The 20,809-nt window shown below is 71.1% G+C and carries 16 protein-coding genes, 1 pseudogene and 1 riboswitch; of the genes and pseudogenes, 9 read left to right on the top strand and 8 right to left on the bottom strand.

Going from position 1 to position 20,809, the window contains the following annotated elements:
- Positions 1-16 precede the first annotated feature (16 nt).
- The 4 genes from OG522_RS03480 (at position 17) to OG522_RS03465 (ending at position 4,339) form a co-directional block, all read left to right on the top strand.
- The gene (locus OG522_RS03480; protein WP_329461425.1) at positions 17-634 is read left to right on the top strand and encodes a phosphatase PAP2 family protein; all 618 of its coding nucleotides are present in this window, start codon (positions 17-19) and stop codon (positions 632-634) included.
- Positions 635-781: 147 nt separating this feature from the next.
- Complete coding sequence (locus tag OG522_RS03475; RefSeq protein WP_329461424.1) at positions 782-1,468, top strand: hypothetical protein; 687 nt, start codon at positions 782-784, stop codon at positions 1,466-1,468.
- Between the two features lie 1,041 nt (positions 1,469-2,509).
- A riboswitch (cyclic di-AMP (ydaO/yuaA leader) is annotated at positions 2,510-2,704 on the top strand.
- Positions 2,705-2,706: 2 nt separating this feature from the next.
- Positions 2,707-3,519 (top strand): transglycosylase SLT domain-containing protein, encoded by an 813-nt coding sequence (locus OG522_RS03470; protein ID WP_329461423.1) that lies wholly within the window; start codon positions 2,707-2,709, stop codon positions 3,517-3,519.
- A gap of 388 nt (positions 3,520-3,907) precedes the next feature.
- A complete protein-coding gene (locus tag OG522_RS03465) occupies positions 3,908-4,339 on the top strand; it encodes an STAS domain-containing protein (protein WP_329461422.1) in 432 nt (143 codons plus the stop codon).
- A gap of 8 nt (positions 4,340-4,347) precedes the next feature.
- On the opposite strand, the gene OG522_RS03460 is transcribed toward OG522_RS03465, so the two are convergent.
- Positions 4,348-5,778, bottom strand: coding sequence for a serine/threonine-protein kinase (locus OG522_RS03460; protein WP_329461421.1), 1,431 nt, complete (start codon positions 5,776-5,778; stop codon positions 4,348-4,350).
- A gap of 241 nt (positions 5,779-6,019) precedes the next feature.
- On the opposite strand from OG522_RS03460, the gene OG522_RS03455 reads away from it, so the two are divergent.
- The 3 genes from OG522_RS03455 to OG522_RS03445 all read left to right on the top strand — a co-directional run bounded on the left by OG522_RS03455 (position 6,020) and on the right by OG522_RS03445 (position 9,511).
- Entirely contained in the window at positions 6,020-8,278 is a 2,259-nt protein-coding gene (locus OG522_RS03455; protein ID WP_443074654.1) for an eCIS core domain-containing protein, read from the top strand.
- A gap of 109 nt (positions 8,279-8,387) precedes the next feature.
- Positions 8,388-8,990, top strand: coding sequence for a dihydrofolate reductase family protein (locus OG522_RS03450; RefSeq protein ID WP_329461420.1), 603 nt, complete (start codon positions 8,388-8,390; stop codon positions 8,988-8,990).
- 71 nt (positions 8,991-9,061) lie between these two features.
- Positions 9,062-9,511 carry a nucleoside deaminase gene (locus tag OG522_RS03445; protein WP_329461419.1) on the top strand — a complete coding sequence of 150 codons (450 nt, stop codon included), beginning with the start codon at positions 9,062-9,064 and terminating at the stop codon, positions 9,509-9,511.
- A gap of 68 nt (positions 9,512-9,579) precedes the next feature.
- Here OG522_RS03445 and OG522_RS03440 read toward each other — a convergent pair whose 3' ends face one another.
- The 4 genes from OG522_RS03440 to OG522_RS03425 are packed head-to-tail and all read right to left on the bottom strand — an operon-like array spanning position 9,580 to position 14,510.
- Entirely contained in the window at positions 9,580-10,767 is a 1,188-nt protein-coding gene (locus tag OG522_RS03440) for an XdhC/CoxI family protein (protein ID WP_329461418.1), read from the bottom strand.
- A gap of 37 nt (positions 10,768-10,804) precedes the next feature.
- Positions 10,805-12,943, bottom strand: a complete 2,139-nt coding sequence (locus OG522_RS03435) for a xanthine dehydrogenase family protein molybdopterin-binding subunit (RefSeq protein WP_329461417.1) — start codon at positions 12,941-12,943, stop codon at positions 10,805-10,807.
- Positions 12,940-13,932: an FAD binding domain-containing protein gene (locus OG522_RS03430; RefSeq protein WP_329461416.1), complete on the bottom strand. Its 993-nt coding sequence runs from the start codon at positions 13,930-13,932 to the stop codon at positions 12,940-12,942. The genes OG522_RS03435 and OG522_RS03430 overlap by 4 nt, the downstream gene beginning before the upstream one ends.
- A complete protein-coding gene (locus OG522_RS03425) occupies positions 13,929-14,510 on the bottom strand; it encodes a (2Fe-2S)-binding protein (RefSeq protein WP_329461415.1) in 582 nt (193 codons plus the stop codon). The genes OG522_RS03430 and OG522_RS03425 overlap by 4 nt, the downstream gene beginning before the upstream one ends.
- Before the next feature lie 405 nt (positions 14,511-14,915).
- On the opposite strand from OG522_RS03425, the gene OG522_RS03420 reads away from it, so the two are divergent.
- The gene (locus OG522_RS03420; RefSeq protein WP_329461414.1) at positions 14,916-15,494 is read left to right on the top strand and encodes a TetR/AcrR family transcriptional regulator; all 579 of its coding nucleotides are present in this window, start codon (positions 14,916-14,918) and stop codon (positions 15,492-15,494) included.
- Positions 15,495-15,501: 7 nt separating this feature from the next.
- Here the strand turns inward: OG522_RS03420 and OG522_RS03415 are convergent, their stop codons facing one another.
- Both OG522_RS03415 and OG522_RS03410 read right to left on the bottom strand, forming a co-directional pair.
- Positions 15,502-16,203: an HAD family hydrolase gene (locus tag OG522_RS03415; protein ID WP_329461413.1), complete on the bottom strand. Its 702-nt coding sequence runs from the start codon at positions 16,201-16,203 to the stop codon at positions 15,502-15,504.
- Between the two features lie 31 nt (positions 16,204-16,234).
- Positions 16,235-18,424, bottom strand: coding sequence for a hypothetical protein (locus OG522_RS03410; RefSeq protein ID WP_329461412.1), 2,190 nt, complete (start codon positions 18,422-18,424; stop codon positions 16,235-16,237).
- Between the two features lie 180 nt (positions 18,425-18,604).
- Between OG522_RS03410 and OG522_RS03405 the strand changes: the two genes are divergently transcribed.
- Complete coding sequence (locus tag OG522_RS03405) at positions 18,605-20,212, top strand: adenosine deaminase (protein WP_329461411.1); 1,608 nt, start codon at positions 18,605-18,607, stop codon at positions 20,210-20,212.
- 158 nt (positions 20,213-20,370) lie between these two features.
- On the opposite strand, the pseudogene OG522_RS03400 reads toward OG522_RS03405, so the two are convergent.
- Positions 20,371-20,697: pseudogene (locus OG522_RS03400) on the bottom strand (trehalase-like domain-containing protein); the annotation flags it as partial.
- Positions 20,698-20,809: the final 112 nt, after the last annotated feature.

Raw genomic sequence — 20,809 nt, 5'->3', positions numbered from 1 at the left:
CGGAGAACCGCACCCCATGACCAGTTCCACCCTCACGACGCAGGCCCTGGACGGCGCGTCCATCGATGGCGGCCTGTACGGCGACATCACGGATTTCGCCCGGCACACGCACTGGCTGAACGGCCCGGTGTTCGCCTACACGAGCTACGGCGTCGCCCTGTTCGCGGTGTTCATGCTCGTCGGCTGGTGGTACGCCCGGCGCAAGGACGCCTCCGTGATGGCGGCCGCGCTGGCCGCGCCGTTCGCCGTGGTGCTGGCCTATCTGGTCAACGACGGGATCAAGTCCGTGTTCACGGAACCGCGCCCCTGCCGCGCGCTTCCGCACGACTTCCTGATCGAGAAGTGCCCGCCGATGGACGACTACGCCTTCCCCAGCAACCACACCACGGTCGCCGCCGCCGCGGCCGTCGCCCTGTTCCTGGTCAACCGCCGGCTGGGCGCCATCGCCTCGCTGGCGGCGCTGCTGATGGCCGCGTCCCGCGTGTACGTCGGAGCGCACTATCCGCACGACGTGCTGGTCGCCTTCGTGGTGGGCACGGTGGTGGCCCTCGCGGTGACCTGGTCCGCGCGGCGGTTCGCGACACCGACGGTCACCCGGCTGCGGGGCGGCGCGCTGAAGCCGCTGCTGACCTGAGACCCGAGGAACTCCCGTGCGGGGAGCGGTGATTGTCCTTCAGGGCGAGCACCGTGGGCCCCACCCGGGCGGCAGCGGACGGCATCCGGGTCGTTCGCTGCCGCGAGCCGGTGTCCCCGCCGGGCCGGAGCCCCTAGGCTCGGCGATGTGCTGCATATCGTCGAGGAACTCGCCGGCCCCGGTCCGCTGCGCATCTGCGCCCACACTCCCGCCGACGCCGACACGGGTACCGGCCTGCGGGTGCTCCTGGTGGCGGACGTACTGGCGCGGGTCGTGGAGATGCGCGGCAGGGCGGTGCTCATGGGGTGCACGGGCCCCCGCAACGCATTGGCCGCCGCCGCCGGAATCCGCCCCGCCGATGCCCAGGGGAACGCCGAGGAGATCACCGAGGCGTTCGCCGGTCCGCCCGGCGTCCGGCTGACCACCGAGGCCTACGAGGGCGGCGGCGCCGCCTGCCTCCAGATCGGCGAAGCCACACTGCCCGCGACCGAAGGCGTCGACGCGCTGGCCGTACGCTTCCTGCTGCTCGGCCACCCCTACGAGGAGCCGGTCGCGGTCACCGCCGACGAACTCGGCGAAGCGGACCGCACGCTCGCCCGCTGGCGGCGCGCCGTGGCGACGTGGGCCGAGCAGCCGTCGAAAGCGATCCCCGCCGACCTCCAGAGCGCGGCCCGCGCCGCCCTGGACAGCCGGCTCGACACCCCGGCGGTCCTGTGCCTGCTGCACGCCCTGGAAGCGAACCCCGACGTACCGCCGGGTGCCAAGTTCGAGACCTTCTCCTACGCCGACCGCGTGCTGGGCCTGGAACTCGTCCGTGAGGTGGGCAGGTACTGACGCGCCGAACGGCACCGTCGTGATGGTATCGGCGGTCCAACTCCCGTATTCGGCACGGCACTTGCGGGCAGCCCGCAGCGCAGGGCGGACGTACTCCCTTTGGTGGCGCGTCTGTCGCTCAGTCATCGAAGCCGTTGCCGCCCACGAGTTGGTCGATGCGGGCGCGGTGCGCCTCCTCCCTGACATCGAGGGTCCCGTCGGCTTTGCCGGCCAACTTCCGCCGGGCGTCGAGGAGCACCTTCTCTCCCCGGGCGTGGGGAGACCATGACGCTCCCTTTGTAGGCCCCCACCGATCTCCGGGCTCCACGAACACCCCGCCGCAGCGATTCAGTGCCGCGGTAACGGACTTGGCCGCCGGTAAGGGAATGTCGCCGCGGGTGAAGACGGGAAAGCGTATGACGTTGTCACGCGGAGGGCACCGCACGGTGAACGCCGGACCGGCCACTCGCGGGATCGGCGACCAGAAGGCGCGAATGCCGATATCCAGCAGCTGTCGGCGCCCGGAAGATCAGCGAGAGCGGTCTGCGGGAGGGCCCTGAATTCATGACGGCATTCATGATTTCCGCCGCGCTTTCCTTGATCAAAGCGCCGTCTGTGTGGCCACCGAGTGTGCGGCAGCTCGTGCGGCCCCCGGCGCCGAAATGATCTCCAGCGGTCGGCCGTGCTGCCGGAAGGGGCGGGGGGCCGGGTGGGTGTCTCGGGGGCGCACCTGCACCGAGAGGTGCCTTTTGTCCGAAATTAATGGACTTTAGTACCCCTTGTTCTTGGATCGGTAATGTCGCAATTGGTGCTATTGCCTGCGTGCCGTCGCTTTTGTGTGCAGGGCGTGAAGGACCTCGCTGGGCGAGTGAAGTAAGTCACGTATGGCTCCATCGATGGGCGGGGGATGCGGACGTCACTTTCGTTCCAGCACAAGAGAGTTGAGGGCCGCGGCAGGGGCCGACGAGGGTCGCGGAGTTCCGGGAATCCCTATTCTGGATCATCGGAATTGAATTCCGGCCTTGTTTCCAGTCGGCCCATTCGCTTAAGTTCACCGTCAATCCGGGTGGAACGCCGAATCCTGCCGCCGTCCGGAACCTCCCACACACGTACGGCAGGAGCGGGGGACCCAGGTAAGCCGCCGATCCGGACTTCCGGAACGACTCCGGGGTGAAGTCGCATGCACACACGCACTGCGACCGGACAGCTCCTGTCCGAACCCGACAGCTCACCTCGCAGGCGAAGGAGAGGAATTCACCATGCCTGCAAAGGGCAAGCACCGCCGCCCCAAGTCCAACTCGCTCACCCGGGGCCTCGCGGCCGCGGGTACGGGCGGCGCAGTACTCGCCATGCCGGTGATCGGTGCGACCGCGGCCACCGCTGCGCCCGCAACGGTGCCGACCGGCACCGTCAAGGCCGCCGTGGCGGCCGTCGCGCCCGCCAAGCCGATCACCGCGGTGAAGGCAGCCCCCACGACCTACTCCGTCGTCTCCGGGGACTCCCTGTACAAGATCGCCGACGCGCTCAACGTCAGCGGCGGCTGGAAGCAGCTCTACCAGGACAACCGCGCCGCCATCGGCTCGGACCCGGCTCTGATCCACCCCGGCATCAAGCTCACCATCGGCTCCAAGGCCGCGGCGGCCCCGGCCGACACCTCCCGGGCCACCGCGTCCGGCCGCGCCGACCGCTCCGCGCGGCCGACCACCCTCTCCGTCCAGAACGTCGCCGCCGTGACGAGCGCGCCGAAGTACGCCAACAACCTCGACGGCTGGATCAGGCAGTCGATGGACATCATGGCCCAGCACGGCATCCCGGGCAGCTACAACGGCATCTACCGCAACATCATGCGGGAGTCCTCCGGCAACCCGCTGGCGATCAACAACTGGGACTCCAACGCCGTGGCCGGCACGCCCTCCAAGGGACTCCTCCAGGTCATCCAGCCGACGTTCCAGGCCTTCCACGTGCCGGGTACCTCCCTGGACCTCTACGACCCGGTCGCCAACATCACCGCCGCGTGCAACTACGCCGCCAAGACGTACGGCTCGATCGACAACGTGTTCGGCGCCTACTGACAGGCGTTCGCCGAACGGGGAGGTTTCGGGCCCGGCGCGCCGGTGAACGGGCGCGCCGGGCCTCTGCCTTGTCCGTGACTCAGCGCGTCCGCTTCCGCACCAGAAGACCGTCTTGGCGCCTTGACGAAAAACCCGCGTGGCGGGAGTGGCCCGATGGTTGATGACCGGTGCCCTGCCTGCGAAAACTGCCCTCGTCTCTGCGCGGCCGGAACTCGTGCGGAAGGCGGTGCAACTTTCGTTCACCCCGCAGGGTGAACTGTTCAGAGGGTGCACGTTTCTGCATGCGGGCGTGTTCCTAGGGTGGTAGTGCGTCACCCCGGAACACGGTGACTGCCCGACGACCGTGTACTCCCGTGTTCGCGGGAGTCGTTCCGCCCCGGGAGCCGCCATGGGAACCACCGCTCGGCCATCCGTCTCCGCACCGGTGCCGCTGCCTCCGGGTCTGCTTCCGGCCCCGTGCGGCAACGCCCGTACCCACCTGACACAGGGGTTCACGGTGGTCGAGATCCACGGCACCGTGGACCTGGCCACCGCGCCCGGCGTACAGGTCCATCTCGACGCGGCCACCCACACGCCCGGAGCGCGAGTGATCGTGGACCTGCGGCCGGTGGCCTTCTTCGACTGCGCCGTCCTTACGCTGCTGTGCCGGGCCCATCGCAGGATCCGTGAGCGCGGCGGCCAGCTCGGCCTGGTCTGCGCGCGGCCCTGGCATCTGAGGATCCTCGCCGCGGGTGGCATGGAGACCCTCTTTCGGCCGTCCGCCACGGTGGAGGCCGCGACCCTCGCCATGCCGCGGACGCTCGGCGAGGAAATGAAGTAGGACGTTGCCTAGGAGCTAGGGACCTCGCTGCCCACCTTCTTGCAGGCGCTGACGACCGACTGGTAGGAGGACGCCCGAAGCCTGTCGCCGACCTTGGACTCGGCGGTGATCGCGTAATCGCGAAGGGCGATGCTCACATCGGACTTGGGTGCCTTGGCCGACGCGGCGCGTACCTTGGTCGCCAGCTTTCCGGCCGCGGACTTCTCCGCGGGCTCACCGAGCGTCGCATCGCTGATCGCCGGATGGTTCCGCTGGAACGTATCGATGGCCCGGAGAGCTTGATCGCAGGCGTCCTTGGGTCCGGCTTCCGCCCAGAACGGCCATTTCAGTACGACGGCGACTCCCGCGCACGCCACGATCAACAGGCCCACGAGCAACGGCAGAAGCACCCCGCGACGCCGTGTTGGGGTCGGGGCGCCCCTGTCTGTGGCCGCGTCGGCGTCGTTCCCGGGACGCAACTGCGTGGTGCGGGGGCCGGTGGGGGTTGCACCGGGAGCGGTGGCTTCGGTCCGCGAGGTTGCCGTTGCCTGTGGGGTCGACGCGGACGACTCGGGCATCCGCAGCAGGGCAAGAGCCTCCAGGACGGTCGGACGCCGGTCCGGGTCCTTCTCCAACAGCCCTGTGATCAGCGGCGCTAGCCGCCCCGCCCGCTCGGAGGGCGCCGCTTCCTCGAACAGGACCGCGGCCAGGCACCCGGTGGGGGTGCCGCGGCGGAACGGCGAGACGCCCTCGACGGCCTGATACAACGTCACCCCGAGCGAGAAGAGATCGCTGGCCGCCAGGCCGTCGGTGCCGCGCGCCCGCTCGGGAGCCATGTACTCGACCGAGCCGATGACGGCCCCCGTCGACGTCAACGCGGTGTCGGCATGGTGCACGGCGATGCCGAAGTCGGCGAGCAGTACCTCGCCGTCCGACGCCATCATCACGTTGGCCGGTTTCACATCGCGATGCACGATCCCGGCCTGGTGCGCCGCACCGAGCGCCTCCAGCATTTTCGCGGCGACCACCGCGGCCTGCTCCACCGGCAACGGCCCCTGCTTGTCGAGGAGTTGCTGTAGTGAGGAGCCCTCGATGAACCGCATGACGATCCATGGCAGCCCGTCCTCGACGACGACATCGTGGACCCCGACGATGTTCGGATGGTCGCGCAGCCGCGCGGCGTTGCGCGCTTCACGGGCGGCGCGGGTCAGCCGCTCGGACTGCTCCGCCTCGGACATCGCGGGGAGCAGCCACAACTCCTTGACCGCCACGTCGATGCACAGGGTCTCGTCCCGGGCCTTCCAGACCCGGCCGAACCCCCCGGAGCCGATGTCGCAGAGCAGCCGATAGCGGCCACCGACCACCCGCCCCCTGCTCGTCTCCTGCGCCACGGCCACCCCCGCCTTGATCCGGACCCGCCCCGGGGCGAGTGAGCAGACCACCGGCCCCTGCTCGAACACGCCCTGGAATCGGTCACTTTACTAGCCGTCGCCCCCATCACCCCGGCCTATGCCGGAGGGCCCGCCCACACGGGCGTTCACCACATGTGGGCGGGCTCCGGCGGCGTTCCGCACAAGCCGTACCGCGGATCGGGCCAGGGCGGGCTGCCCTTCCGGCTGCCCTTCAGTACCTTCAACCCCCGCTCCGGCAGTGGTATCCACAGGGAGCCGGACATCGGGTTTCGCCACCAAAGGGGCTCACGTGCACGCGCAGGACAGGCAGCAGGGCCGGCCCGCCACGCCCGCCGCACCCACCTCGCGGGCGGGTGGCACCAGCGCGGCGCGGGCCGGCGGCGGCAACGAGGCCGGGCGCGGGGCGCTCGCCGGGGGTTTCACCCCGGGGCAGATGCTCGCCCTCCAGCGCTCAGCGGGCAACGCCGCGGTGTCGGGGTTGCTGGCGGTGCGCGCCGCTGAGCCGGTGCAGCGCTCCGCCGTACAGGAGGTGTTACGCAGTCCCGGCCGCCCGCTCGAAGCCGGCGTACGCACCGAGATGGAGAGCAGGCTCGGTGCCGACTTCGGCGATGTGCGCCTGCACGACGACGCCGTAGCCCAGCGCTCCGCGGCCGACATGGGCGCCCGCGCCTACACGTCCGGGAGCCACATAGTGGTGGGAGGCGGCGGCGCCGACCGGCACACCCTCGCCCATGAGCTGACCCACGTCATCCAGCAGCGGCAGGGCCCGGTCGCCGGTATGGACACCGGTGACGGGCTGCGCGTTTCGGACCCGTCGGACGCCTTCGAGCGGGCTGCCGAGGCCAACGCCACCCGAGCACTGTCGACCCCCCTGCCCGACCGGGTGACCGCGCCTGGATCAGGGCCCGGCGCGGTACCTGGGCCGGTGCCCGGTTCCGACGGCGGGGCCGTCCAGCGAGAGTGCCCGATGGGGAGTCGCCCGCACACCGAGAACTCGGACGTGGTGCAGCGCGCGGTCGGGTTCGAGTTCGAGGCACAGTGGAACGTCCGCCGGGTCGCGGACCCCGACGCCGCACAGGCGCTGCATCGGCAACGGACCGAGGACCGGGAGCGGTTGCTCGACGCCAAGCTCATGGGGCGCTTCCTGAACCCGGAGAGCTCCTGCCGGAAGGAGCTGAGCGCGCAGGAGCAGGCGACGAGCGTGGAGGACCTGAGGGCCCAGTGGTTCAACGGCGAGTTGTTGAGCCCCGCGGGCGAACTGCGCCTGAAGAACAGCAGCTTTGGACGGGGCAGCCAGCAGCGGGCCGCCGCGGAGATGAGCCTGATGGTCTCCAGCGAGGTCCCGGAGAAACCCCTTGTCGGTGAGAACCTCGGCAAGGGCCGGGTGCCGGAAGGCCTGGTGGTGCGCGGCGCCAAGTTCGACCTGACCGCCGACGCCAGCCCCTCGGGCGGCTCCAACCTGGAGTGGGTGACCGATCCGCTGAACAGCGTGGCCGAGGTCGGCACCGTACTCGACAGCATCACCAAGATGGCCACCTATCTCAACGGGCGTGAGCGCGACGCCTTCATTCCCAGCGAGGACATCACCCCGGGCGGTGGCACGCCCATCCCGCGGCTGCGGATCTATCCCTTCGGCGGACGGCTTGCCTTCGCCCCGCAGACCACCGCCGGAATGCGGCTCGACCGGCTGCCGGATCTGATCGGCTATCTGTCCGGCACGAACCAGGAGCGTGAGGGAAATCCGGTGAGCGGGGCGCTGCGCCGTATGTACGGAGCGGTCACCCACACCGCGGACCGTCGCGCGCAGGCGCAGCGCGACCTCTTCGGTGGCGGGCTCGGCACACTGCCCGTGGCCAAGGCGGGCGCCGAACGGGCAGTTCAGCAATTCACGGCCTCGGCACCCGAGGGCCTTTCCCTGTCGACCGGTGATATCGGCAGCCTCACGGGTCTGGTCATGCACCTTGCCGCATATGTGCTCGCGGGAGAGGAAATGCAGGACGGCGCCAACGCCAAATCGATCGCGGGCGGCCTGATGGCCCGTACCGATTTCGCCCACAATTTCGGACTGCTGCCGGACGGCGTACAGAAATACTTCAAAACCCACCAGGGCCACTTCGTGGATCTGGTCCTGGACGCCGCCGACCGGGGGAACAGCGGAGCGGAGAGGCTCTTCGGCGCCTCGGTGGAACGCGGTCTCGCGAACGACCGCACCCAGACCGTCGTCCGGCTCACCCGGCGGCAATGGCTGAGTGCGCTGCCGGAGGGCCACGACCTGCTCAAGAACGCCGAGCACCTCACCGCCGAGCAGAGCGCCCTGGTCGGCGACGAACCGGGCGCCGCGGCGGTACACAAATCGCTGGGTGCGCTGGGCGACCAGGACAACCGGGTGGCCACCAAGAAGGGCGAGATCCAGCTGTTGGTCGCCGAACTGCGCCGGATGCAGGACCGGGTACCGGCGGAGAACCTCAAGCCGTTGGCGCTGGCCGCATTCAAACTGATCGAGCAGCTCAATCAGGGAAAGAACCTCAAGTACCCGAAGAGGAGCTAGGAGTCCGGGAAGCCCGGTTCCGACCCGTCATCACGACGCGTCACCCGTCCGCTGGACACCCCGCACGCATGACGGTTACGGCGCCCCGGGCGGGCGTATCGTCCCGTGAATGACCGCGAAAAGAAAAATCATCCTCCACATGTCGGTCTCCCTCGACGGGTTTTTCGAGGGCCCCGAGCGCCAGATCGACTGGCATCTGGTTGACGACGAACTGCATCGTTACGTCAATGAGCAGCTCCGCCCCATGGGTGCTTTCCTGAGCGGCAGGGTCACCCACGAACTCATGGTCGGATTCTGGCCGACGGCTGACGCGCATCCTTCGAATCCCGCCCCCGTGGCCGAATTCGCCCGTATCTGGCGGGACATGCCGAAAATCGTGTTCTCCAGGACCCTGGAGAAGGCCGAATGGACCGAGTGGAACACGACGGTCAAACGTGATGTCGTCGTGGCGGAGATCGAGGCCCTGAAGGCGGAGCCGGGTGGAGACCTCGTGCTGGGCGGGGCCGACCTCGCCGCCACGTTCAGGCGGCACGACCTGATCGACGAATACCGCCTCTTCGTCCACCCCGTCCTGCTCGGAGAGGGGCATCTCCTCTTTCCCGCCGGTCCCGCCGCACATGACCCCACGTACAAGCTCCGCCTCATCGAGACCCGGACCTTCGGCAACGGAGTGGTCCTGCTGCGCCACGAGCGGGTACGGACACCGGCGTAACGGCTACACGGAGAACGGTCACAGAGATACGGCAGGCAGCCAGAACAGACAGCCGGAACAGGGAGGTACGCATGGAGAGGGAACTGGCCCGGAAGTGGCTGGCGACCGCGGTGGAGGAGGCACGGGCGGGGCTCGCCGAGGGCGGCATCCCCATCGGCGCGGCGCTCTACGGTGCGGACGGCACCGTGCTGGGGCGTGGTCACAATCGGCGGGTGCAGGACGGCGATCCCTCGCTGCACGGGGAGACGGCGGCGTTTCGCCACGCCGGTCGCCAACGCTCGTACCGGGGAACGACCATGGTGACGACCCTCGCCCCGTGCTGGTATTGCAGCGGGCTGGTTCGGCAGTTCGGCATTTCGCGGGTCGTCGTCGGCGAGGACGAGACCTTCCGGGGCGGACACGAATGGCTCGCCCGGCACGGAATCGAGATCGTGGTTCTCGGTGATCCGGAATGCACCGCCATGATGAAGGACTTCATCGCCGCGAATCCGGAACTGTGGAGCGAGGACATCGGCGAGTGACCGCCCGCCCATGCCACTGCCAACAGCGGAGAATGGGCGGGTAGTTGGCGACTCCGGCGGTGTCCGTATCAAGCCGCAACATGTGTTCCGGCCCTATGTGTCCCGAACCCACATGTCCCGGCCCCATGGGTGTGGCCCTCGCCCAGGGCCGGGTGGATCGGTGTGCGCAGCCCGGTCAGGGGCGCGCCCGTGCCGCCCTGGCGGGCCGCGACGATCTCGGCGGCGATGGACAGGGCTGTCTCTTCCGGCGTACGCGCGCCCAGATCGAGCCCGATCGGCGAGTGCAGCCGTGCGAGTTGGGCCTCGCTCACGCCCGCCTCGCGCAACCGGCGGTTGCGGTCCTCATGCGTGCGGCGCGAGCCCATCGCGCCGATGAAGGCCACCGGAAGGCGAAGCGCCGTCTCCAGCAGCGGCACGTCGAACTTGGCGTCGTGGGTGAGCACGCACAGCACCGTGCGGCTGTCGGTCCGGGTGTCCTGGAGGTAGCGGTGCGGCCAGTCCACCACGATGTCGTCCGCCTCGGGGAACCGCGCCCGGGTGGCGAACACGGGGCGGGCGTCGCACAGCGTCACGTGGTAGCCGAGGAACTTCCCCGTACGCACCAGCGCCGCCGCGAAGTCGACCGCGCCGAAGACGATCATGCGGGGCGGCGGCACGCTCGACTCCACGAAGACCGTCACCGAAGCTCCGCGGTGCGATCCGCTCTCCGGCACGGTGAACGAGCCGGTGCGCCCTGCGACGAGCATCGCCCGCGCCTGTGCCGCCGCCGTCAAATCCAGCTCGGGACGCCCGCCGAGACCGCCCTCGTACGATCCGTCCGGGTGGACGAGCAGGGCGCCGCCGAGGAGCCCGGACGGGCCCGCGGCCACGCGGGCGAGCGCCGCCGTGTCCCCGCGCCGCGCGGCCACGAGACCCGCCGCGATCACCGAGGTGCCCGGCGCTTCGGTGCGGACCGGTGTGACGAGGACGTCGATGACCCCGCCGCAGGTCAACCCCACGGCGAACGCGTCCTCGTCGCTGTAGCCGAACCGCTCGCGCACCGAGGTGCCGTCTCGCAGCGCCTGGACACACAGCTCGTAGACCGCTCCCTCCACACAGCCGCCCGACACCGAGCCGATGGCCAGCCCCTCGCTGTCGACCGCGAGGGCGGCGCCGGGCCGGCGCGGCGCGCTGCCGCCCACCGCGACGACCGTGGCGACCGCGAAGTCCCGGCCCTGCTCCACCCATTGGTGCAACTCATCGGCTATGTCCAGCATGTGAGTCTCTCCTCGTGATCCGTGCTCCGGGGTGGGCTCAGTGGGCGGCGGCCCGGCCGGTGCCCGCGCGCAGCACCCGGTCGGGACGGATCGGCAGGTCCCGGTGGCGTACGCCGGTCGCATGCCACACCGCGTTGGCGATGGCGGCAGCGGCCCCGACGATCCCGATCTCGCCGATGCCCTTGATCCCAACGGGATCGTCCGCGTCCGGGTCGTCCACCCAGTCCGCCTCGATGACCGGTACGTCGGCGTTGGCCGCGAAGTGGTAGCCCGCGAAGTCTGCGCCCACGTGCGAGCCCGAAGCCCGGTCCCGGGCCGCCTCCTCGTGCAGCGCCATCGAGATTCCCCACGTCATCCCGCCCACGAGCTGACTGCGCGCCGTCAGCGGGTTCACGATCCGGCCCGCGGCGAAGATGCCGAGCATGCGGCGCACACGCACCTCGCCGCTGGTGGTGTCCACGGCGACCTCGGCGAACTGCGCGCCGAAGGAGTGCCGTTCCTTCGCCACCAGAGCGCCTACCGCCGCAGAGGTGTCCGAGCGCGCGGTCACCCCCTGCGGCGGAATGTCGCCGCCCGGAACCAGCCGCTCCCGCAGCTCGGCCACCGCCGCCATGACCGCCCACGCCCAGGAGCGGGTGCCCATGGAGCCGCCCGCGACCATCGCCGGGCCGAAGTCGCTGTCCCCGATCCGCACCCGGACCCGCCGCGGCTCGACCTCAAGCCCGTCCGCGGCGATCAGGGTCAGCGCGGTCCGCGCCCCCGTTCCGATGTCCGCCGCGCTGATCCGGACGGTGAAGGTGCCGTCGGCCTCCGCCGTCACCGCGGCCGTGGACGGTGCGACTCCCGAGGGGTACGTGGCCGCCGCGGTGCCGGTCCCCAGCAGCCAGCGCCCTTCGCGCCGCAGCCCTGGGCGCGGGTCCCGCTCCGCCCAGCCGAACCTGCGGGCCCCCTCCGCGAAACAGGCGAGCACATTGCGGCTGCTGAACGGGAGCCCGGAGACCGGCCCGGCGACCGGCTCGTTGCGGGCGCGCAGCGCGATCGGGTCCATGCCGCACTTCTCGGCGAGCTCGTCGAGCGCCGACTCCAGTGCGAACGAGCCCGGCGCCTCGCCCGGTGCGCGCATCCACGTGGGGGTGGACACATCGAGTGGAACCACCCGGTTCACGGTGTGGTGCGCGTCGGCGTCGTACATCACGCGCCCGATCGAGGCGCTCTGCTCCACGAATTCGTGCACGCGCGAGGTCTGGTTGTGGGCCTGGTGGTCGAGCGCGCGCAGCCGTCCGTCGGCGTCCGCGCCGAGCCTGACGCGCTGCGCGGTGGGGCTGCGGTAGCCGACCACCGAGAACATCTGACGGCGCGTCAGTACGACGCGGACCGGGCGGTCCAGGACGGTCGCGGCCATCACGGCGAGCACCTGGTGCGGACGCAACCCCTTGGAGCCGAAGGCTCCGCCGATGTGCTCGGAACGCACCCGCACCGACGCCGGATCGAGGGAGAACAGCTTCGCGAGTTCGTCCGCGACCCACATGGTGCCCTGGTTGGAGTCGACTACTTCGAGACGTCCGCCCTCCCAGCGCGCCGTCGCCGCATGTGGCTCCAGTGGACTGTGGTACTCCTCCGGCGTGCTGTACTCGGCGTCCACCACGACGGCGGAAGAGGCGAGTTGGGCTTCGAGGTCTCCCTTGTCCGTCTCCGCCTGAAGCGCGGGGGAGTTCTCGGGCGTGTACGTTCCGGGGCGTCCGGCCGCGAAGTCGACGTCGTGCGGCTCCTCGTCGTAATGGACGACCAGCGCTTCGGCTGCCTCCCTGGCCTGCTCGGGCGTCTCCGCCACGACCAGCGCCACCGGCCAGCCCGCGCACGGGACTTGATCGTTCTGGAAGCACGCGACGATCGGGTCGGGGCGGCCCAGGAGGCCGGAGTAGTCACCGTCGACGCGCGGCGCGTTCCCGTGGTGCAAGACCGTCAGGACGCCCGGCATGGCGAGGACGGGTGCCGACTCCACCGAGCGGACCCGCCCGCGAGCCACTGTCGACAACACCAGCCAGCCGTGCGCGAGTTCGGCGAAGGGAAGGTCCGCGGCGTAACGGGCCGCGCCGGTGACCTTGTCGCGGCCCTCCACCCGCGTGTGGGCGCTGCCGACGGATCCCGTCACCGCCGTGGTGGGCGTGGTCGTCATCGGGCAGCCTCCTCGGTGAGCTCGGTCAGCAGGGCCACGACCAGATTGCGCATCAACGTCACCTTGTATCCGTTGTCGGGCAGCACCTTGGCGACTGCCAGTTCGGCGTCCGCGGCCGCGGCGAACGCCTCGGCGGTTGCCGGACCGCCGGTCAGCACCCGCTCGGCCTCACGTGCCCGCCACGGCCGGGACGCCACCGCGCCGAAGGCGAGGCGCACCTCGTGCACCCTCCCGTCCCGGACGTCGAGCGCGGCGGCGAGCGAGCCGATGGCGAACGCGTAGGAAGCGCGCTCGCGCACCTTGCGGTAGCGGGAAGCGGCGGCGACCGGAGCCGGCGGCAGGGTGACGGCGGTGATCAGCGCGCCGGACGGCAGCGCGGTCTCCAGATGCGGGGTCCGGCCGACCGGACGATAGAACTCCGCGAGAGGCAACTCGCCGGGCCCGTCCGCCGTTTCGTACGAGACGACCGCGTCGAAGGCGGCCAGCGCCACGCCCATGTCGGAGGGGTGGACGGCGACGCAGTGCTCCGAGGCGCCGAGGATCGCGTGATTGTGGTGCTCACCCGCGATGGCGGGGCAACCAGTGCCGGGGGCCCGCTTGTTGCAGGGTTTGGTCGCATCGACGAAGTAGCCGCAGCGGGTGCGCTGGAGGAGGTTTCCGCCGACCGTCGCCATGTTGCGCAACTGGCCCGACGCCCCGGCCAGCACGGCCTGCGCCAGTGCCGGATAGCGGAGCCGTACGTCGGGATGGGCGGCGAGGTCGCTGTTGGTGACGGTCGCGCCGATGCGCAGCCCGCCGTCCGCCGTGGCCTCGATGTGGTCGAGGGGGAGTTCGCGTACGTCCACGAGCAGGGCCGGCCGCTCCACCCCGGCCTTCATCAGGTCGACCAGATTGGTGCCGCCGCCGAGGTAGCGCGCCTCGGGGTCGGTGCCGAGCAGCGCGACCGCGCCGGGCACGTCGAACACACGCCGATAGCCGAACTCCCTCATGCCGCCACGCCCTTTCCGGCGGCGTCGCCCGAATCGCCTGGCGGGGCCTGCGCGGATTCGGCGGCCCTCGCCACCGCCTGCACGATCGAGACGTACGCGCCGCAGCGGCACAGATTGCCGCTCATCCGCTCCCGGATCTCCTCGGCGGTGAGCGCCGGCACGCCCGCTTCGGGCCGCACGTCGGTCGTCGCGGCGCTGGGCCAGCCCGCCGCGTGCTCCTCGATCACCGCGATCGCCGAACAGATCTGCCCCGGTGTGCAGTAGCCGCACTGATAGCCGTCGAGATCGAGGAACGCCTGCTGCACCGGGTGCAGTTGATCGCCCTGGGCCACCCCTTCGATGGTGGTGATCTCGCGTTCCTCGGCAGCGACGGCGAGTTGCAGGCAGGACAGGGCCCGGCGCCCGTCGATCAGCACCGTACAAGCGCCGCACTGGCCCTGGTCGCAGCCCTTCTTGGTGCCGGTCAGGTCGAGGCGCTCGCGCAGCGCGTCGAGCAGGGTGGTGCGGTGGTCGACGGGCAGGGTGTGCTTTTCGCCGTTGACGGTGAGGGCGATGGCGCTGGACGTCGATGGGGCCATGATCAGCCTTCTTTCGCGTGAAGGTGCGCGGCGGGTGCCGAGGCGCGGGCCCCTTGCCGACGTGGTCGACCGAGCGCCGAGCCGTGCCTGTCACCTGGCGGCCGTCGCGGCGTACGCGGTGCTCCCGGCGGACCGTGCGTGATGCGGACACCGCGTGCGGGCGGTACATGAGGGGTGGCGCTGTACGTAGAAGGTGTCGTCCCGGGCCCGGCGGTGCGGCGGCGGGGGAGCCGGCCGCGATCGCCACCGATCGCCCGTACGAGCTGTGTCTGCCGCTATGGTGGGCCCAAGCGGACAAGTGTCCGCTGGGAGTTGAACCTAGTGGACAGTTGTCCGCTTAGCAAGGGTATTTCTGGCGCGGCGCTGGGAAGCGCGTGCACGGGAGTGTGCGTGGAGGGAGGACGAGTGGGAGACAACAAGGACGCGAAGCTGCGTGCCGACGCGCAGCGCAATCGCGAACGCATCCTGGAAGTCGCACTGGTGGAGCTGACGCACTCGGCCGACGTCCCGCTCAGCGCCATCGCGAAGAAGGCCTGCGTCGGGCAGGGGACGTTCTACCGCAACTTCCCCAGCCGCGAGGCCCTCGTCCTGGAGGTCTACCGCTACGAAGTCCAGCAGGTGTCCGACGCCGCGTCGCACCTGCTCGAAACCCGCGCGCCCGACCGGGCCCTGCGCGAGTGGATGGACCGCCTGACCCAGTACGCCATGGCCAAGGCAGGCCTCGCCGACGCGATGCGCCAGGCCACCAGCTCATGCGGCAGCCTGGCCGGGCTCGGCTACGAGCCGGTGCTCTCCGCCGTGGAGCTGTTGCTGCGGGCGAACGAGGAGGCGGGCACCATCCGTCCCGGAGTCACCCCCGACGACTTCGTGCTCGCCATCGCCGGGCTCTGGCAGATCGACCCGCACGGAGACTGGCAGTCGCGGGCCGGCCGGCTCATGGACCTCGTGATGGACGGGCTGCGCGTGGGCGCTCCCGGAAGGTGAGCAGCCGTCAGCGGCTGATGCGGTCCAGGTGGGCGGACAGCTCGCTGAGGTGTCCGATCGTGCCGATCCGGGCGGGCAGGTCCGGCGGGCGGGGCGAGGAGGTGATGAGCACGGCGGACATGCCGTAGGCGTGCGGGCAGAAGGCGTCGGTGTGCGGATTGTCCCCGACGAACAGGACTTCCTCGGGCGGACAGCCCGCCGCCGCGGCCACCGCGGCATAGAAGCGGGGGTCCGGTTTGCCCACGCCGAGCGTGCCGGAGAGCACGAGTGCGTCGAAGCAGTCCGCGATCGAGGCGGATCGCAGGGTGCGCAGCCGTACCGGCTCGGGGCGATCGGTATTGGAAGCCAGCACACAGCGCAGACCGCCCGCGTGCAGCCGCCGAAGCGCCGCCGCCGCGCGCGGATCGACCGTCGCGTCGGGCAGCGCGGTGAACACCGCTTGGGTGGCGAGCCTCAGATCGGGGACGACCGCGCCGCACTCCAGGGCGCTGCGCCGCAGCCGTGTCGCGAAGGAACTGCGTACGCCCCGCGCGCGGTCGCTCTGCCGCAGCCGGCGGGTGACGAGATCGAACCGGGTGGCGAAACCGTCCGGGACCACCACCCCGGGCAGGCCCCGGATTGCTTCGACCACCAACTGCCCGTCCGGGGCGGGCCCGTGCCCGGCCAGGGTGCCGACGAAATCAAGCGCGAGTACGCGCAACCGCGCCATGCCGGCACCTTTCCAACCCGGGCGGCTCACCCTACTGGGCTCCGTGTCCTCTGCCCCGCGCTCCTGGGCCCGGTGCGTCGGCCCGGTTCGCCGCGCGGGCGGCGAGGAGGCCACGGGCGCGGATCCGGAAGGCCTCGTCCTGGCGAATGACACGTCCTTCCACTCCCGAGCGGACGACCCGGGCATCGCCCTCAGCCAGGTCGGACAGCCGGCGCAGGTGATCGGCTGTCAGGGCGTCCGCGCCGAGGGCTTCCAGGGCGTCACAGGCACCTGTCGGATCGGCGTCCCGTTCGGCGGACCACAGCACGGCGGCGGCGAGCGCGATGCGATCCAGGGAGGCTGGTTCCGCCACGGCCGTGAGTGCCAGGGCCGCGGCAGGAGCTTGCACCGGATCGTCCAGCAGTGCTTCCAGACGGGCGGTGAGCGGCCGCCCCGCAGGACCGAGGAGTGCGGTCGTGCGCGCCGCCCGCACCATGGACCACTGGGACCAGGGGTTGTGCTGGGCCCGCTCGAAGACCGAGTCCAGGACAGCGACCGCCTCGGCCGCGTCACCCGTGATGTGCCACAGGGCCCCGGCGATCGCGATGTCCGCGTCCAGCGTGGGCGTACCCATGCCGCCGCCCCCGCCGGCGAGTGCCGCACGCAGCACAGGGGCAAGCTCAGCCGCCCGGGTACCGAGCGGGCCGGCCGCCCCCGCGGCCTCCGTGAGACCTCGGCCGCCGAGCCGGATGTCCCGATCGAGGCAGCGCAGCAGGGGCTCGTGCTCGCCCGCGAGGTCGAACACCGCCTTCGCCGCCGGAATCGACCCCTGGTCGGCGGCTGCCCGCAACACCCCCACCACCCGCGCGCGTTCGCCGGGAGCACTGTCGGCGGCGATGGCGGCGACGGCGCGGGCGGCCGCCGGGAAGCGCGCAAGGGCCGCGTACAGCTCGGGCAGGGCCGCGGCGGCCAGGCTGCCCCACTCGGCGAGCAGGCCCGTCAGCAGCCCTGGTTCATTGCCGCTCAGGTCCTCGGGCCGGGCGAGCCGGCGCCGCACGGCGTCAAGGAGTTCGCCGTCGTACGGGAAGGCGGAGGCTGTCGGCCTCAGGAACCCGGCCGCCGCGTCGAGCGCCCGCGGGCGCCGCCCGAGCCCGGCGGCCAGGAGCGGCGCGGCCTGTGCGGGCGCGACCAGCACGAGCGCGGCAAGTGCCCGGTCCGCCTCATCGTCGTCGTGCTCGGGGTCCCGGCCCGCGAGCGGGGCCAGCACGTCCGCGGCCGGTGCGGCGGCGGTGCCAAGACCACCGAGCAGGCCCGACAACGCGACCACGGCCTCCTCGTCAACGGCCGCCGCACACAGCCCCGGCACCAATCGCTGCGGGGCGCCGCGGGAGAGCATGCAGGCACGGTCGGCCGCCCACAAAGCCTCTTCACGTACCTCGGCCCGGCTGTCGCGCAACGAGGCGTCGATGAGGGCGAACGCTCCCTCCCGGTCCGCACCCCGGCCGCGCCCGAGCAGTGCCTCGACAACGGCTGCCAGCGGTTCGGCGCGTTCCATGTCGAAGTCGGAACGCAACGGCTCGGCGGGCAGCAACGACAGCATCGTCGTGTGGAGCGCCTCGGTCCAGGGCGCGCCGGCGTCGAGACGGGCGAAGACGGCGGCCATGCGCAGTGCGGCCGGCTGGGACGGGCCCAGGACGGTGGCGGCCCGCGCAGCACCGGCCGACGGGTCGAGCCGGGTGATCCCGGCCAGCACCTCCGCGCGTGCCAGTGGCTCGGACTCCTCCTCCCATCGCTCACCGAGGGCAGGCAGCACGCTCGTGGCGGCGCGGGTGTGGGACACCGCCCAGGCGGCGGTCCGCCGGACGATGGGGTCGGCGCCGGTCAACAGCGTGAGAAGCAACGGGAGTTGACCGGCCAGCGCCGTCCGGAGCGTGCCCGGTGCCATGCCGTGCTCGTCCTCGCTCTCGGCCATGCCACCGAGCAGCGCGAGTACGTCGGCCGTCCGGTGGCCGGCCACCGCGATCCTGGCCAGGAACGGCACCGACTCCGCGCTGGCCGCGTAAACGGTGCCCTGGTGCAGCAGGCTCCCGTACAGCTGCGACAGGGCCTCGTCCGCCGCGGCCGCGTCGGCACCGACCAGTGCCCGCAGCAGATCCGGGAGGTCGTCCGCGCTGCCGTAGGCATGGGAGAAGGTGGACCAGGGGTGGGAGTCCAGGCCGTCGAGGGGGCGTACGAGTTCCATGCGGAGCATCGTGCCAGCCGGGTCCGACACCGGACCGGGCCGGTCGCCCCAGCCGCCTACCCGGACTGCCCCCTGGTGTCCGGTGCGTATGACGGGGCGGCCGTGAGGGGAGGGGCTCCTGCACATGCCCGGCCCCGCCGCACCCTGTCGGACGAGGTCGCGGGCGAAGAGAGGAACGACATGCGCAAGAGGTACGGAGCCCGGTGGCCGGTGTTGGCCGCTCTGACGGCGCTGGCGGTGGCCGCGGGGGCGCTTCCCGCAGCCGCCACCGCGCCGGGACCAGTTGAATTTAACGGTGAACAGGCGCAAGTGCAGGCGTACTTGACCCGCATCGCCAACTCACCCGCCGAACTCGGGAACTTCATGAAGGAGTTGCCCAAGGGCGGCGACCTGCACCACCATCTGGGTGGCGCGGTGCGGGCCGAGTCGCTCATCAACTACGCGGCACGGGACCGCAAGTGCATCGACGCCACCACCTACGTCGTGGTGCCGGGGCCCCAGCCCTGCGCGGCCGGACAGCGTCCGGCACAGGACGCGCTACCGCCGGGCCCCTTCCGGCGGCACACTGTCCAGGCGTGGTCGATGCGGGGATTCGTCCTGCCCCCCGACGGTGACCCGCAGCCCGGACACGACCACTTCTTCGCCACGTTCGGCAAGTTCGAGGAGGCCGAGACCGGTCACGACGCGGACATGCTCGCAGAGGTGACGCAGGCCGCGGCCAGGGAACACACCGGCTACCTGGAGACCTTGGTCACGCCATCGTCGGGCGCCCTCAACCAGGTGGTCGACGGCATCCACCTCAAGGATCCGGGGCCGGCCGGTCTCGCGCGGTTCCACGCCCGGCTGACGGCCGATCCGCGGTTCCAGGCCCTGGTCCAGCGGACCGCGGCCGAAAACGACGCAGCCGTCCGCGACTCCCGCAAGCTCCTCGGCTGCGACAACCGCCCCGCCCCGCGGGCCTGTCAGGTCGGCGTCCGCTTCGACTACCAGGTGCTGCGCGCCCAGGATCCCCGCTATGTCTTCGCCGAGCAGATCCTGGGCTTCGAGCTCGTACGACGGCGGCTCGGCCGGATGGTCGGGGTGAACATGGTCCAGCCCGAGGACGACCCCATCGCGCTGCGCGACTACACCCTGCACATGAAGATGGTCGGATACCTCAAGTCCCGCTCCCCTTCGGTGCGGGTCAGCCTGCACGCGGGCGAACTCGCCGAAGGCCTCCACGGGGTCGGCGGCCGTGACCTGACGTTCCACATCAACGAAGCCGTCGACATCGCAGGCGCCGACCGGATCGGGCACGGAGTCGACCTCGCCCATGAGACGGACCCGGCGGCACTGACCGAGCGGATGCGCCGCCGCCACGTGCTGGTCGAAGCCCCGCTGGTCAGCAACGCCCAAATCCTGCGCGTCCAGGGCGACCGCCACCCGCTGCGGACCTACCTCGACGCCGGTGTGCCCGTCGCCCTGGCCACCGACGACCCGGGCGTCAGCCGGTCCGACCTCACCGCTGTATTCCAACAGGCGGTAACGGAACAACATGTGACGATTCGTCAGCTCAGGACCATGGTGCGCGCCTCGCTGGACCACTCCTTCATCGAAGGCCCCGGCCTGTGGCAGGAACAGGACCGCTACGACACCTTCGCCCGGCCGTGCCGCGACGACACCCCGGACGCGGACCGACCGCCCGGCGCCGACTGCCAGGCGTTCCTGGACGCCAGCCCCAAGGCCGCCCTCCAGTGGCAACTGGAGTCGGACTGGCGGGACTTCGAGAACCGGTACGCACAGCGCTGAGGTCCGGGGCGTCCGGCCGGACCCGGCCCCTAGCCGACGTTGACGACCACACTCCCTGAGAGTGTCCGGTGTCCTGTCGACGGGGGCCGCCCCGACGGCGACCACCGGCCCGGACTCCGGCCGGACCGCGGCAGCCACCAACTCGGCCACGGCCAGGGAATGCGGACCAGGCGCTGGCGGTCGGTGGCCGTTTCCCCGGTCACCGGCATGAAGTCGACGACTTCACCCGCACCGGCCTCGGTCATGAAGCGCGTCACGAGAATCGCGGTGTCAGGCAAGTACAACTGCTTGGTGGTGTACGCGTCCTCCGCGGGTCTGACCGAGAAATGGCCGCCCTTGTCCCAGTCGAGAAGGGCCCCGAACACGCTGGGGGAGTCGAACCGCGGACAGCAGAACCAGTCGATCGTTCCGTCCGTCGTCACCAGGGCCGCGGTCTGCAGATCACCGATCAGGCCATGGTCTTCGATCAGCGGATAGTCAGCCATGGGAGGACCCTTTCGGACGCCACCCAGTCAGCTTAGGCGCCGAATTCCCCGCGAGCCCGTCGGGCAGGCCTCTCCTGCGGGGGCCGGTGAGCGGCTTTACCATGGGGAGCTG

The organism is Streptomyces sp. NBC_01431 (genome assembly GCF_036231355.1).
Classification (GTDB): Bacteria; Actinomycetota; Actinomycetes; order Streptomycetales; family Streptomycetaceae; genus Streptomyces.
The sequence above is the reverse complement of the archived record's forward strand: the minus strand, read 5'-3'. Positions and strand labels throughout refer to the sequence as shown.